This is a genomic window from Anoxybacteroides rupiense (assembly GCF_014196195.1).
In the GTDB taxonomy this organism is placed as follows: Bacteria; Bacillota; Bacilli; order Bacillales; family Anoxybacillaceae; genus Anoxybacteroides; species Anoxybacteroides rupiense.
This window is the reverse complement of record NZ_JACIDF010000006.1, coordinates 174,347-189,454: the sequence shown is the minus strand read 5'-3', so window position 1 is coordinate 189,454 and position 15,108 is coordinate 174,347. Positions and strand designations below refer to the sequence as shown.

The following is a 15,108-nucleotide window of genomic DNA, read 5'->3' as shown; positions in this document are numbered from 1 at the left end:
ACTCTCAATATTAATCATATAAAACCTATATGTCAACTATGAATTAAATTGTATTTGTGATAAATTTGGAAAAACTTCATCTTGATTGCCAGTCACCTTTATGATATATTCCATTTAATCACATAGGATAACTATGAATTAAATAGACGAAGGGAGATGAATAGTTAGATGAAAAAATGGCTATGGATGATCAGTATGCTTTTATTGGTGTTCACAGTTTCAGGATGCGGGACTAATCAAACAAGTACAAGCAGCGCTCATGAGGAAAAAAGTAAAACATTGGTCTTCGGGTTTACGCCAGGTCCGTATATTGATCAAGTGAAAAAAGGAATAGAGCCTCACTTAAAGAAAAAAGGCTATACGATTCGCTACGTGGAATTTAACGATATTATCCAGCCCAACTTCGCTTTGGCCGAGGGCTCCATCGACGTGAATATATTCCAGCATACCGCTTATTTAGAGAATTTCAAAAAGGAGAATAAACTAGATCTGACTGAAGTTATTAAAGTACCTACCGCTCCAATGGGAGTATATTCTGATAAGCATGATTCGCTGGATGACTTAAAGGCTGGAGATAAAATCGCGATTCCAAATGATCCCCCTAATATAGCTAGGGCGTTAAGAATTTTGGAGCATCTCGGTTGGGTCCAGTTAAAACCAGATTACAAGCCTATATCTGTTTCGGAAAGAGATATCATCTCGCGGAAAGTGAATTTTACCTTTGTCGAAGTGGAACAGGCCCAGCTTCCTAGGACGATTCCCGATGTCGATTATGCGTTAGTGAACGGAAACTTCATTTTGTCGTCAGGCCGTAAGCTATCTTCTTCTTTATATTTAGAAAATCCGCCGTTTGAATATCAAAATCTCGTAGCCGTTAGAACCAAGGATAAAGACAAACCATTTGTAAAGGACATTATGGAAGCTTACAAATCTCCAGAATTTCAAAAAATCATTGAAACAGACCCAAGCTTTGAGGGGTTTCATCGTCCTAATTATTTTCAACAGTAAGTTGTCTTCCTTTTTTACTTCATGAAAGCCAAGATAAACAGACGATAAGAGCAAAACAAAAGCAGACGCATGAAGTCAACCTTCACTTGTCCGCTTTTACACTTGCTCAATTTTTCTTTTGCTGAATGGCTGATTTTTTATCAGGATGCCTCTTCGACAGCTAGCGACAGTGATTACGATGCACTCTCTTTACATGGATAAAAGTCAAGTAGATTTCAAAAATGCTGAACGATTCACGGCATCAGAGGAGAAATTCTTTAATAAGAGTTCTAAGTTTTTAAAAAGACGTGTTATGCTTCTTTATGCACAAAATACATAATTGAACATTCATCTAAGGATCATTTCGCTTCTTCTTTTTCTTTCCTTTTTGTCATATGCTCTTTCTCATAATTATCGTCTTCGATATTGTCGCGGATCGTTTTTTTTTGCAGCACGAATGAGGACATGACTAAAAAACAGGCGCAGACGGCGTAATGATCCTTTTCAACAAGCGGCGCATCCATATTGTACAGTCCAATAAATATGAACGCGCATGATAAAACGAAAGACGCCCAAGCTAAAAATAGTAAATGCCTGCGTGTTGCGGCGGCGGTAACGCCTTATTCGCTCCCCCTTCCCAAACCAACTTCTCATAATTTATAATGGTACTACATCGCCCCAGTAATAAGGCTTCTTATAAGCAATACTACAATCATAGATCGTTTTCTTCATATCTGTTTCCCCCTTATTCAACAAATAAAAACGGAGCCCCGTTGATAAGATCGTTACGAGCATGACATTGAAAAGTAAAGATACGAGGAAAATTTCAGTTCATTTGAACCATTCCTGTTTTAAAAACCTTTATTTTTTCTTTTTATAGTAAGATAGAAATGGAGGGAAAAACATGATCACAAAAGTTGTTCAATGGGGAGAGGCAAAAGTAAGATTAACGTGGAATCCGGATACACAGCTTCCGCCAAGACATTTAATAACAAGTGCTCACGCTTTTTGCTTTCAAGATGGCAAGCTGCTGCTGGTGAATCTTAACCATAGGGGATGGGACTTTCCCGGCGGACATATGGAACAAGGAGAAACTCCTACAGAATGTGTCAAACGTGAAGCATATGAGGAAGGATATGTGAGAGGAAGCTGTTTTCTTTTAGGGCATATTGTCGTTGATCATAGCGCCAATCCCAAATGGGATGAAAGCAGTCCTTATCCCAAAATCGGCTATCAAGTTTTTTATCGTATGGATATTGAGCAAGTATTGGATTTTGAAGGAAAATACGAATCAGTTGAAAGAATTTTTATTAATCCAAATGAAGTAATAGACTATTATCATGATTGGAACGAACTTTATCAGGAAATCCTTTATCGTGCTATAAACCATCATAGACATTAACCTTCAAGCAAGAGTAAAGGGTTCGATGGGCTCCTATCGCCACATTTAGCTTCTTTCATCCTGTTTGCTGAACAATAGCTGTCCATCAGAGCAACCGTTTTGAAAGACATGAACCCTCCTGAATTTAGGAGCGATGTTCATGTCTCTTTTGCTTACATTTACGGTTTGAAATGTTGGATAACGATCCCTTTTCCGTTGTTCACTTTGACTTCAGCCAACGCTCCGTTAATAAAAGTGATTTGCGGCGGAACGTGTCCGCAGTCGATATCGTACACAATGGGAATTTGCAGCTCTTGCGCCAAATCTTGATACACATCTTCTGCTGTATAGCCATCAATCGGTTTATTGGCAGCGCTGCGCCCAAACAAAATTCCCGAACAATGATCAAACCAGCCCGCCAATTTCATTTGCACAAGAGAACGCCGCAAATCTGTAGTGGAAAGCTCGCAGTTTTCTAAATACCAAATGATAGGCTCGCCGTTGAGATGGGTTTGACGAAAATCACGGACACGGCCATAAGGTGTGCCAATCAAATGCCGAATGACATCAATGCAGCCACCGAGCAATCGGCCTTGCAGGTTGACAGGTCTATTTGTAATGGTTTTCCAATATGTCTCTTCTGTAAGATGGAACACGCATGGAGATGGGTTGTCATGCTGCCACTCCTTTTGATATTTTCGCGAAGAATATTGAATCACAGCTGCACCTGGCTGCGTCGACAAAACCGTCTCCCACATGGCTGTTGTCTCATCAACATATTCACCTCTAATATCTACAAAGTTCGTTCCGTGAGCAGTGGCGATTCCGGTGTTTAGCGTAATCGCTAATAGTAGAACGCTTGTATCAGAATACCCTAAAATCCATTTTTTGTTAATCTTTGCGAAATCGAGTTCTTCGAGAATCTCAATTGATAGCTCCCCTCCCCAAGGCGGGATGATCAAATCAATCTTTTCATTTTGCATCATGTCCATCCATTCGTTCGCTCTCTTTTTTGCATGAGCCGATTTGGCTTTTTCTTGCGTCCAAACCGTTTCACCGCAAACGACTTTATACCCTTTTTTCTCTATGCGTTCGCAAGCCCCTCGAAGCATCGGATGCAAAGCGGGCTTGACGCCTGAGGAAGGTGCGGTGATACCAATTGTTGCTCCTTTTCGTAAAAATGGATATTCGATCATTCGCCTCTCTCCTGTTCTGTCTAACCATTCAAATTTTGCAGTTTAGTCTTTGGATAACGACACCGCTATTGATTTATGAATGTTTATATAAACCGATCCGTTCTTGTTCGAAAACAGCGGGATAAAGGGCTTGGGTGGCTTGAGTCATCACCGCCCAATACCGGTCACCGTACGACCAATGCCACCATTCTGTAAAATCATTCACAAAACCGACAGATTGAAGAGCATGAGCGAGAATTTGCCGGTTTTTTCGAGCTTCTTCGCTAATATTGGCTGCGTCAAAAAAAGTGGCGTTGTCTGTCTCTTGCGGTATAGCATCATACGGTGTACCAAGGTCCAACTCGCTGTCGTTCACATCAACCAAAGTTAAATCGCTGGCTCCTCCTGTTGGGTGAGGAGCTATATTTGGCGGAGCCACATATTTAGATGCCTCTGCTATAAGATCAGCTGAATTTTTGTTTGGAAACTGGAGCTTTGCCCGTTGCAAAGCACGATCAAAAGCACGCTGCTGAATATGCAAAGGTCTGTATCCTTCTTTAACCAAAAAGCGCAGGCCCTTTGGAAGCAAGGCTTTGGCTATAGAAAGCTTCTTGGCTATCGACAGGCGGACACAAACGAAAAGTAATCGCTTCTGTTTGCAAAAACCGGATCTACTGCAATATCTGGATCAAAGTAAGCAAGGTCAACAAATGGTTCTTGTGATGGCTCAACAGGCATAGAGAAAACAAGGGCATCGCTCATTAAAATCGTTTTCGTTTCTTTCACAAACCTCTCTCCTTTTTCTCGATTTCCGTAAACCTCGACATGTTTTTATAAAGCAACGCAGAAAGCTTCTTTTAGGCTAGTGTGAAAAACTCTTCGCTAACGGAATCCGGATGAACTTATCATCGTGATGACCGGGAACCCCCCTGCCGTCCGTGTTATTCGTGACAAAATATAAATCATCCTTCCATATAAACACATCACGTACCCGGCCCACATGATTCACGATTTGCTTATATGTTTTCGTTTCAAGATTGAACGCCAAAACTCCTGCGCCACGCAGTTGGGCAGCGTATAAAACTCCACGGTTATAAGCGAGTCCAGATGGCGCCCAAGTATGACCGCCAGAATGGAATAACGGCTTGATCATTCCTTCCTGTTTCTCGTCTCCCTGAATAAAAGGCCAGCCATAGTTGCCCCCAGGTTGGATCGTATTGATCTCATCATGCGCGCTGGAGCCGTGTTCAGAGCTATACAGCTGACCGTTCTCATCCCAAACCAGACCTTGGGGGTTGCGATGCCCATAGCTATAAACAAATGAGTCAGAAAAAGGATTGTCTCTTGGTATCGTCCCATCCAAATTCATCCGCAGAATTTTTCCTCCAATTGACGATAAATCCTGCGCCAGCATTGGATCGGTTGCATCTCCAGTGGCAATATATAACTTGCGATCTGGTCCGATTTTGATTCTACCGCCATGGTGAAAATTGCCGCTTGGGATGCGATCTAACAACACTCGCTCTTCTGTCCATCCGTCACTCCTTTCACGCAGTTCTACTACCCGATTAAATTGTCCGTGTTCATCCTCGTATGTGTAATATAAAAAAGCATAGTTCTTTTTCTCTGGGTGGAGGGCAAAACCTAATACTCCTGCTTCAGCTGCCGTCGCAAGCCTTTTATCCAATTGAAGATTTTGCCTTACCTTCTGCTTGCCTGTTATTTTGACAATGGAACCTGTCCGTTCTGAAATATAAAAGGAGGTGCCGTCCCATTCTATCGCCCATGGCGCGCTTAAATCTTGCGCAATGATGCTTTCGTGTTCAACAGGATGGGAGTCATTTTGCTCGTTATCTTCCGATTGATTTGAACAACTTGCTAGAAAAATCATGATACAGGTGATGCTTGCTAAGCGTTTCTTCATTCGCTTTCTCCCCCATCATTCAATAGTTTTCGTTTTTGTCAATCTTCCTTCGTCGCTATGTTGATCATCATCACTTCGTCATGTCGCTTATTTTTATCACGATCCATTTTTTACCCACGGACAGTTGATACAGCAAAAGGAGGGACAAAAATGTTATTGAACGACTTTTTCTCTTTTATGTGATGTGGAGAGTTATATAGTATTTATTTAGAGAAGTTTGTTTTCTATTTTTCATTCGGCAAAAATATGAAAATCCCTTTTGGCGGATGTTTTCGCTTTTTAATCCCCCCTTTTTCTATCAATTCAAAAATTGATTATTTAGTTGACAAATGGCCACTGATGATTGATAATAGAGATACAGAACGTATATTCGTATATTTTCTCCTATTGTTTTTACACGTTTGCTAAAGGAGAGAATTGGAAAAGGGTTCAAACCAATAGAAATCAAGCATGTTTTTTCATCATGAAAATGGGGCGGTTTGATATGCGGCATTCCTCTTAAAGGAACAAGCCGATGATGCGATTAACAGCAGTCATCCTCACTCGTTTACGCCGGCCATATTTTTAAGCAAGCATTTGAACAGTTGGCACAGAGAGGAACAGTTCTCATGCTGCTTGCTCCATCTCCATTCAGCCAACAGTTGGAGTGTCATGGCAGCTAAATCTTGCAAAGCCTTAACAGTTTGAAAATAAATACAAGTAGAGAGGTTATGTTATGTCCGTAACACATACCAATCCATCTATGGCTTCGCTATTGCGTAATCGCTTTATTCAAACGATTATGACAGCAGGAGTGCTTATCCAAATCGGCATTTGGATTCGCAACTTTACGATTTTATTGTTTGTTACCGAAAAAACGAATGGCAACGCACTTGCTGTTTCACTTATTTCAGTGGCTGAATTTGCACCCATTTTTATCTTTTCATTTATCGGCGGAACGTTTGCCGACCGCTGGCGGCCTAAACGCACGATGATCTGGTGTGATCTCTTAAGTGCCCTGTCAATCTTTTCCATCCTTCTTGCACTTTTATTTAGCACATGGAAAGCAGTGTTTCTCGCAACCTTTGTTTCTGCCATTTTATCGCAGTTTTCTCAGCCTTCGGGAATGAAATTATTTAAAGTGCACGTTCACGAAGCACAGATGCAAGCAGGCATGTCGCTATTCCAAACCATGATGGCCGTCTTTGTTGTGATTGGCCCTGTATTAGGAACATTTGTATTTCAACAATTTGGAATTTATATTTCCATGGCGATCGTCGGTCTCGCTTTTTTATTCTCTGCTCTTGTGCTAACCCTGCTGCCGCCGGATCGAATCGAAAAAGCTGATTCTTCTGTCCCCCTTTGGAATGAAATGAAGCAAGGCTTTCGCTATGTATGGTCGCGTAAAGTGCTTGTGATTCTTGGCGGAGGATTTATTGCCGCTGGATTCGGGATGGGATTAATCCAGCCTTTGTCTATCTTTCTTGTGACTGAGCGGCTTGGGATGGAAGAAAGCTATTTGCAATGGCTGTTCGCCGCACACGGGGCCGCTATGATGATCGGTGGAGGTTTAGCTATGGCATTTTCCCATCGAGTGGCGCCGCATATTTTACTCATGATGGGAATGGGCAGTATGGCCATAGGGATTTTTGTGATCGGCTGGTCCACTCTGTTTTGGCTCACTCTATTGGCAGAGTTTTCTATTGGTTTGTTTATGCCAGCTTTTCATATCGGCATGAACACCATTATTATGAATCAAACGGATGCAGCGTTCGTAGGCCGTGTCAACGGCATATTGACACCGATGTTCATGGGAGCGATGGTCATTACAATGAGCTTGTCTGGTCTCTTGAAGGAACAGCTATCTCTATTTCTTATTTATCAGATTTCCGCCGCGCTGTTTTTCATTGGGATGATCATCATGCTTCCGATGTTTCGAATGCTTCATCCTGCTAAAGCTAAATCATGACAGCTCACAAAGCCCAGCCGTTTGGGCGGCATGAGGCAGCCTGAAACAAAAAGCTGTTTGAGCGTATGAATCAAGTCATACGTTCAACAGCTTTTTTGCCTCCTTTAAAAACAGAAACTTTCATTCATTAGCATTATGAACCTCTCCTGCCTTCATTCCGTTTAGAGGGGGAGCTTCTCGGTAGATGTGTTAAAAATCAACCTCCATTGATAAGAAGCGACATTTTCGTTTTCACTGTCACTATGCCAATGCGGCCGTGAACCGTGAAAATATATTATACAAATTCATGGTAAATATCCGCACCAACCAATCGCTTGTTCATCGCGTATCTTCTCCTCGACTATTCGTATCAAATGATTCTTTTCTCATCATTCGTTTCTTTTGTTTAGTCCAATATACCATAGCAAGAAATAGCCCTGTTAGCACAAAGCCGAGTCCTCCCAATAAACCAAGCATTCGATTACTGACGGCTTCTAATATGATTCCAGCTGTGAACATGGATATTCCGATGAAGGTGTTTGACACGGTTACCAGCCATCCAAATACGAAGCCTTGCTGGCCAACAGGTGTTTCTTGCATAACGATGGAATCCATACATGTATTGCAAATACCAGATGCAAAAGAGATGAAAATATAAAGCAGACAAGCGATCCATGCTAAGTAGACGTGGCTTAAAACCATAAGACCTATCCCTTCTATTATAAGTGCCGCCAGCCCAATGAATAAAAGATGCTGAGTGATTCGCTGGGAAATCATAAAGCTTAACATTAATCCCACTCCAAGAGCCCCGTAAAACAGACCGACTCCTATATCGCCAAGATGAAACTCTTGAATGGCATAGATGCTAATGAGAACATTATCAATGCCATTAAACAGCGGCACAATCAGTTCAAACAAGCAGACAATATACAAAGCGGCAGAAGCTATTACTAACTTTTTGATTGTTTGGATCGAGTGAAAGATGCCTGTTCTTTTTTCTTTATCTGACTCTCTCTTTCGATGGACGAATGGAATGGAAGCGATCATAAAAGCCGCAAGCAAAAATGAAAGCCCGTTCAGCCAAAATGTCAAATCCGTTCCAAAATAAAAAGCCACGATTCCCCCGAACAATGATCCTCCGATTAAAACAATGCCAAGCATAACTTGCTCTAAACTGTTAATTTTGATGATATGATCTTTTTTGACAAGCAACGGAATCCACGATTTTCGCGCAGGAGCGTAAATGGATTCTCCTGCGGCTAGCATAAACGTACTCATGTAAATCAGCCAAATATCATCTGCGCTATTGGCAAATGCCAATGAAATCGCAAAAATGATTCTAGATAGATCGGTTATAATTAGGATGTTTTTTCGTGAAAACTGATCGGCCAGCTTTCCTCCTAAAGGACCGAATAATAAAAAAGGAAAAACACGAATGGCTAAAACAGCACCAACAGCCCATCCGGAACCCGTTAATTCTAAAAGCTTCGATAACAGCGCCACTTGACTAAAGCGATCGCCGATTCCATTCACAATTCCCGCTCCAAATAGCCGCAGATAATGCTTTTCTTGTTGCAAAAGATAAGCTATGCTTCCCATCCAATTCCCCTCTCTAATTTGATATATATCTAATTAGATGAGCAAAAAATAATAAATGATGGATATCGTCGTTGTTTGCTCATCATTTTTTTACTAATTGATTTTTCCATCATCTGATGAAAATGCGGAAGCGTTATTATCTTTCTCTTTAATTCGATATACATCTAATTAGATATTAATCTAATTTATTGGTTCAAGCAAGCCTTACCAATAAAAATTTTCCTCTTTAATATGTATAGATGCGATATCAAGCTTACTAATTGATTGGCTTTGCATGGCAAAGGAAAAGGAGGAGGCTTACTTCTCCTCCGTTATTGCCGTGTCATTTTTAATTCTTGAATGAGTTGGGCGGTTTGCTGATACAGACTTAATGGATATCGGTACCATTTTAACTCTGACGGAACACTAATTTGCAGGGAAAGCGCAGATAAGTCAAGCAAGTCAGGCATCCGCCCGGAAGCTCCTGAATGATTTTGCTTCTCCATTGCTTGATGGAGCTGATTTCCCATGTATTCCCCCAGCATTTTTAATTGCATGGTCCATTGCTCTCGTTCATCTGCTGACATCGTTCCCATTTTGGTCCAGTCGTGGAACGGAGGAAGAATGTTGGAAATATACAGATAGCCTGTTGTCAATAGCGAAAGGATGTGCTTATATTGCTTTAATGACTGCTGTTTATTTTTTGAGAAAATGTTTAATTTAAGGCTTTTCTCTGCTTTTTGTAAATCCTTCTGCACTTGATGCAGCTCCTGCAGCAGGTCGGCTACATCTTTTTTTAACGCTTGTCCCTCAAGAGGATCACAGTGACCATGGACCCAATCAGCACTTCTCTTAAATAGCTGGATAAGATGAAAACCAAATTGATTTAAGGTTTGTCCGGCTTCTTTCATATAGCTCGGTGGAAAAAGCAACATGTGAATGAAAATAGCGGTAAATGCTCCGACGATGGTATCTCTCACCCGATCCGAGGCATAACTGGCTGTTTGATGAGCAAAGACAAACACTAACAAAATGGTCAAGGCCACTTGATGAATGATGGTTTTATGTACTCTTAGTATGACGGGAAGCAGCATCCCTCCAAGCAACAAGCAGCCAATCGTCCATCCACTTACCTCCAAACGACTGACAATAAAGACCGTCACAGCCACGCCAAAAACAGTGCCAATCATTCTGTAAAAAGCATAGGCAGCTGAATGCCAAACGGTTTCCTGCATAGAAAGAATGACGGTTAACGGTGCTAAGTAAGGATGTTTGGAGCCCAGCAGCTTCGCTACCTCCCATGATACGCCAGCTGCCAATGCAATTTTGACGATAAGCATGATTCCTTTTATTAGATCGCGCTGTTGTCTGCTTTTGTTGTTTTTCATAACAATCCCCTTATCCCAACTGGCTTCCTTGCTTTCGATTTGTATCGTTATTATGAACGGGAACGAATAAATTATGACAACTAAACGATTTTAGATCCCCTAAACCGTAAAAAAGGATTGAAGGCTGCTTTCCTTCAATCCCAATAAGAAGTTTATTGTTTAGAAAAGGGCATCCATTGCGTACTGTCCAGGTCCAATCAAGGCAACTCCTATCGCAACAGCGAGCAGAACGAAATTGTATTCAAAACCATTTTGTGTAACCCAAAAGCCGTTCGCTTGATGGACTTTCACAATGGCCACAAGCATCGTAAGCGCGAGAAGCAATCCTGCGATCCAAGTGAATAAGCCGGCAGCAAATAAAGCTCCGCCAATAAACTCGGCTAATCCAGCCAACAAGGCCATCGTCACCCCCGGTTTCATGCCTATGGACTCAAACCAGCTTCCTGTTCCCTTGATCCCATAACCGCCAAACCATCCAAATAATTTTTGTGCACCATGTCCCATAAATGTTAAACCAACCACCAATCGAATAATCAATAAACCTACATCCATCATTTTTCTGTCCCTCCCTAAGATGTTTTATAAATATTTAACAAATTCAGATACCGGTTTACGGTATCCTCTTGGCCTTCTGCTTTGAATTTTTTCTTTCCCTACTGTAATCATCAGCACAGGCTCATATGGATCTGAAATATTTAACGTTTGCTTCAGTTCGTTAGGATCAAAGCCGATCATTGGGCAAGTGTCCCATCCTTTGCTCTTAGCAGCGAGCATAAACAGCATGGCTGATAACGATGCGTTTCGAATCGCTTCATCCCGCTGAAAGACTTCGCCCCTGTTTTCATAAAAAGAAACGGTATCCCCTACCATTTGCTCGAATTCATGCTTATTTAAAATTCCCAGTGCTAAAAGCCCTTCATAAATGTGAGCTGCTTCTCGATAAGCCTTTTTGTCTCCTAAGACTACAATGACGGCAGACGCTGTCGACACTTTGTGTTGTCCGTAAGCAGCTTTTTTTACTTTTTCTTTTAAGTCAGGATGAAGAACCACCAAATAGCGAGTATGTTGTAGATTAAAAGCTGATGGCGCGAGCTTTACTAACTCGAAGATCTCATTTAGCTCTTTTTCGCTAATCGGATGATTTTCAAGAAAATTATGAGCGGAACGACGTTCTTTGACTAATTGTGTGAAAGATTCCATTTCGATTCCTCCAGTTTTTATACTTAATTCAAATATTGTTAATTCAAGACACTTTCTTACTTGCCCTTCACCTCACAAAACGGCTAGCTTATAGGAGGATCTGCCGGTACTGTGCTAAGATCTTTTTTCTTTCTATAAATTATGTGTGACAGGCAAGTCCTAAAACCAAATCCATATTGAATGCTCTTAAAGATTTTTTAAATATCTCGAATTAATTTATTTTTAATTAAAGATAAATATACTACGCTTTTTTTCATTTTGTCAATTTTTTTTCCTGTCGTGCTGAAACTTAACACTTTAAGTTTTTACATCTTTAATTGTTCATCGACAGATGATTCATTCTATCTTCCTTCACATGCATGAACAGCCGGCGCTTATTTTTTCCGGATTAACCGTATAAAAAAGGGAAATGGAGACACATTAACAACAGAGATGATTTTTCTTGAAAGGAGATGATCTAATCATGCTGAAATATGCAAAACTAATCATGACCTTGGCACTTGCCATTCCTCTTTTGTTTGGATGTGCCGCTAATAATTATGACAATGAAGCAAGAAATAACGATAACCGCGTGCAAAATGTCCGGTATAATCCGCCTGACCGCAACCGTCCGACGAATCAAGAAACAAGAATGGAAGTCGCCCAAACAGCAGCTGACCGCGTTGCGGACTTGAAAGAAGTAAGCGATGCAAATGTGATTGTCGCTAATCGTACAGCGTATGTCGCGGTTATACTCAGCAATCATCTAAAAGGCAAAATGACAAAGGATGTTGAGCGAAAAATTGCGAATACAGTGAAACAGACAGATCCAAAAATCGATAATGTGTTTGTTTCAACAAATCCTGATTTTGTCGAACGCATGGCTGATTATTCACAAAAATTGCAGCAAGGGAGACCGGTCTCCGGACTTTTCGAGGAATTTAGCGAAATGGTCAGACGCGTCTTTCCAACAGCGCGCTAATCAAACGAGCAGTCAAGATTAAATGGAAAAAGTAGCACAAGAATAATCGATCATAGTAAGAAAGCTCAATCAGCCTGAGTCTTATTTGGCTGATTGAGCTTTTTCCTTGTTTAACTTTAGTCCGTTTTTTCTTTTTCTAATCGATCTTCGAATGATGCTTTTATGCAAAATGGTTCGTATGCTTAACATCTCTCCTGGCAGACTGAAACAAGGGCGAATTTTAGGTTTTACATAAACATAAAAAAGGAAAACCAGCCTCATTATACCGTGATTCAGGTTACGATACATCCTTCATTACAAAAAATAGAAACCATTTTCTTCTGTCTGATAGTCATTTTCAACATAAAAACTTAATTCCCTTTCTCCTCTAAGATGCAAAACGGTGTTCTTTCCGTTATACTTAATCAAGTAATCTGTTGATGGATGGAAAGGAGAATAGCATTGAAATCTCTCGTTCTTGCTGAAAAGCCGAGCGTCGCCCGTGAAATTGCCCGTGTGCTTGGCTGCAAACAGCCTCATAAGCACTACTTTGAAGGAAGCAAATATATTGTCACATGGGCGCTTGGCCATTTAATTGAATTAAAAATGCCGGAGCATTACGATCCGAAATATAAAACATGGAGACTCGAGGATTTGCCGATTATTCCACAGAAAATGGGATTAACTATTATTAAACAAACAAGTCCGCAATTTAGGGCGATTGCCCATTTGGCTAAACGCCCAGATATTAAGGATTGCATCATTGCTACAGATGCAGGACGCGAAGGCGAACTTGTCGCCAGATGGATTTTGCAAAAAATCCAGTGGCAAAAGCCGCTCTGGCGCTTATGGATTTCTTCGCAAACAGACAAAGCGATTAGAGATGGATTCAAACAGCTAAAACCAGGAGCACAATTTGACTCTTTATATCAATCGGCTGTTTGTCGCGCAGAAGCGGATTGGTTGATCGGTTTAAATGTCACAAGAGCGTTAACGACAAAGTATAATGAACCTCTGTCGGCCGGACGCGTTCAAACCCCGACGCTCGCCATGATTATAGAGCGTGAAAAAGAAATTCAGCACTTTGTCCCTAAGCCGTATTGGACCATTCATGCCCGCATCGGCCCATTTTCAGCGGTTTGGGAGAAGAATGGCGAAAAGCGAATTTTTTCAAAAGAAGCGGCCCATCAGCTATATCAAAAGCTGCAAATACAACAAGCATCCGTTATTTCTATAGAACGAAAGAAAAAAACAGAACCACAGCCGCTTCCCTATGATTTAACTGAGCTGCAGCGCGAGGCCAACAAACGGTTTGGATTTTCCGCAAAGAAAACATTAAATATCTTGCAGCGGCTCTATGAGCATCATAAGCTTGTCACCTATCCGCGTACAGACTCCCGCTATTTAACACCAGATATGGAAGCAACGATGCTTGAGCGGCTGAAAGCGATGGCAGGAAGCTATAAGGAAGAAGTTGGTCCGCTTCTGGCCAAAAAAAGCAAGGTCATCGCCAGACGGGTGTTTAATCAAGAAAAAGTAACGGACCATCATGCTATTATTCCAACGGAAGAGCCGCTCCATCTGATGAAGCTCTCTGACGAAGAGCGAAAACTATATGATTTAATTGCTCGCCGTTTTTTGGCGCTATTTTATCCTGCTTATGAATATGAAACGATTCATGTTGTTTTTGATGCCGGAGGCGAGCAGCTAGCGGCTCGCGAAACAGCAGTCGTGGATATCGGTTTTCGCAAAGTTCTAGGAAAAAGCGACAATGAGCCATCCCGGCCACATTTGCCGATCATAAGAAAAGGACAAGTGTTGACATTGAATGAGCTAGAACTTAAAGAAGCACTTACAGAGCCGCCCCTTCGTTATTCAGAAGCTGATATTTTATCACACATGGAAAAATACGGCCTTGGCACACCTGCCACAAGAGCCGATATTATTGAGCGCCTTCTCGAAACGGAGGCAGTGGAACGAAAAAATAGCCGCTTATATCCGACAAAAAAAGGAAAACAGCTAATCGAACTCGTTAATCAAGAGCTGAGATCACCTGAACTAACAGCGCGCTGGGAACGGGAGCTGGAAGCCATCGCTCGCGGAAAAGGAAATGCGAAAGCCTTTTTGCAAAACATCCGCCGGCAAACAGAACAGCTTGTCTCTGAGATTAAACAAAGCAAGCAAACCTACCGGGCGCACAATTTGACAGGCTCAATGTGCCCAGAATGTGGCTCGTTTTTAAAGGAACGGACAACGAAAGAAGGCAAAGTGCTCATCTGTTCTAACACGGAGTGCGGCTATCGCAAGCATAAAAAGGAAGCGAAGCTGTCGAAACGGCGCTGCCCGCAATGTCAAAAACGAATGGAAATCCATGAAGGAAAAGCGGGCGTTTATTTTCAATGCCGCCGTTGCAACATGGTCGAAAAAGCCGAGGAAAAGAAAAGCACAGCGATTAACCGCCAAGACCGGGCGTTGTTGAAAAAGTATAGCGCGGAAAACGACGCATTTGGCACAAGTTTAGGAGAATTGCTTAAACAAGCATTAGACAAAAAGGAAAGCTAACATAAGACTAGAAACGGGCGCCTCTTTTCTTTTTACGAAAGAGGCG

Annotated in this window: 14 protein-coding genes; 5 read left to right on the top strand and 9 right to left on the bottom strand. The window is 41.6% G+C overall.

Annotated elements, in window-relative coordinates; translation table 11 throughout:
* Positions 1-168 precede the first annotated feature (168 nt).
* The gene (locus GGQ95_RS11875) at positions 169-1,008 is read left to right on the top strand and encodes a MetQ/NlpA family ABC transporter substrate-binding protein (protein WP_183186848.1); all 840 of its coding nucleotides are present in this window, start codon (positions 169-171) and stop codon (positions 1,006-1,008) included.
* A 338-nt stretch (positions 1,009-1,346) separates the two neighbouring features.
* Here GGQ95_RS11875 and GGQ95_RS18870 read toward each other — a convergent pair whose 3' ends face one another.
* Positions 1,347-1,511: a hypothetical protein gene (locus GGQ95_RS18870; protein ID WP_369815567.1), complete on the bottom strand. Its 165-nt coding sequence runs from the start codon at positions 1,509-1,511 to the stop codon at positions 1,347-1,349.
* Between the two features lie 380 nt (positions 1,512-1,891).
* Between GGQ95_RS18870 and GGQ95_RS11865 the strand changes: the two genes are divergently transcribed.
* Positions 1,892-2,389: an NUDIX hydrolase gene (locus GGQ95_RS11865; RefSeq protein WP_044742466.1), complete on the top strand. Its 498-nt coding sequence runs from the start codon at positions 1,892-1,894 to the stop codon at positions 2,387-2,389.
* 158 nt (positions 2,390-2,547) lie between these two features.
* Here GGQ95_RS11865 and GGQ95_RS11860 read toward each other — a convergent pair whose 3' ends face one another.
* The 4 genes from GGQ95_RS11860 to GGQ95_RS11845 form a co-directional block, all read right to left on the bottom strand.
* Positions 2,548-3,564: a S66 family peptidase gene (locus GGQ95_RS11860; RefSeq protein WP_183186847.1), complete on the bottom strand. Its 1,017-nt coding sequence runs from the start codon at positions 3,562-3,564 to the stop codon at positions 2,548-2,550.
* Between the two features lie 73 nt (positions 3,565-3,637).
* Complete coding sequence (locus GGQ95_RS11855) at positions 3,638-4,168, bottom strand: M15 family metallopeptidase (protein WP_183186877.1); 531 nt, start codon at positions 4,166-4,168, stop codon at positions 3,638-3,640.
* Entirely contained in the window at positions 4,159-4,329 is a 171-nt protein-coding gene (locus GGQ95_RS11850; protein WP_183186846.1) for a hypothetical protein, read from the bottom strand. The genes GGQ95_RS11855 and GGQ95_RS11850 overlap by 10 nt, the downstream gene beginning before the upstream one ends.
* Before the next feature lie 76 nt (positions 4,330-4,405).
* Positions 4,406-5,467, bottom strand: a complete 1,062-nt coding sequence (locus GGQ95_RS11845) for a PQQ-dependent sugar dehydrogenase (protein ID WP_183186845.1) — start codon at positions 5,465-5,467, stop codon at positions 4,406-4,408.
* Positions 5,468-6,182: 715 nt separating this feature from the next.
* On the opposite strand from GGQ95_RS11845, the gene GGQ95_RS11840 reads away from it, so the two are divergent.
* A complete protein-coding gene (locus tag GGQ95_RS11840; RefSeq protein WP_183186844.1) occupies positions 6,183-7,415 on the top strand; it encodes an MFS transporter in 1,233 nt (410 codons plus the stop codon).
* A 318-nt stretch (positions 7,416-7,733) separates the two neighbouring features.
* Here the strand turns inward: GGQ95_RS11840 and GGQ95_RS11835 are convergent, their stop codons facing one another.
* The 4 genes from GGQ95_RS11835 to GGQ95_RS11820 form a co-directional block, all read right to left on the bottom strand.
* On the bottom strand, positions 7,734-8,993 hold the full coding sequence (locus GGQ95_RS11835) for an MFS transporter (RefSeq protein ID WP_159719821.1): 1,260 nt from the start codon (positions 8,991-8,993) through the stop codon (positions 7,734-7,736).
* A gap of 311 nt (positions 8,994-9,304) precedes the next feature.
* Positions 9,305-10,360: an FUSC family protein gene (locus GGQ95_RS11830; RefSeq protein WP_183186843.1), complete on the bottom strand. Its 1,056-nt coding sequence runs from the start codon at positions 10,358-10,360 to the stop codon at positions 9,305-9,307.
* Positions 10,361-10,519: 159 nt separating this feature from the next.
* On the bottom strand, positions 10,520-10,915 hold the full coding sequence (locus GGQ95_RS11825; RefSeq protein ID WP_159719823.1) for a DoxX family protein: 396 nt from the start codon (positions 10,913-10,915) through the stop codon (positions 10,520-10,522).
* A 24-nt stretch (positions 10,916-10,939) separates the two neighbouring features.
* Entirely contained in the window at positions 10,940-11,560 is a 621-nt protein-coding gene (locus GGQ95_RS11820) for a nitroreductase family protein (RefSeq protein ID WP_183186842.1), read from the bottom strand.
* Positions 11,561-12,023: 463 nt separating this feature from the next.
* On the opposite strand from GGQ95_RS11820, the gene GGQ95_RS11815 reads away from it, so the two are divergent.
* Both GGQ95_RS11815 and GGQ95_RS11810 read left to right on the top strand, forming a co-directional pair.
* Positions 12,024-12,521, top strand: a complete 498-nt coding sequence (locus GGQ95_RS11815; protein ID WP_044742474.1) for a YhcN/YlaJ family sporulation lipoprotein — start codon at positions 12,024-12,026, stop codon at positions 12,519-12,521.
* 441 nt (positions 12,522-12,962) lie between these two features.
* Positions 12,963-15,062, top strand: coding sequence for a DNA topoisomerase III (locus tag GGQ95_RS11810; protein WP_183186841.1), 2,100 nt, complete (start codon positions 12,963-12,965; stop codon positions 15,060-15,062).
* The last annotated feature ends 46 nt before the right edge of the window (positions 15,063-15,108 follow it).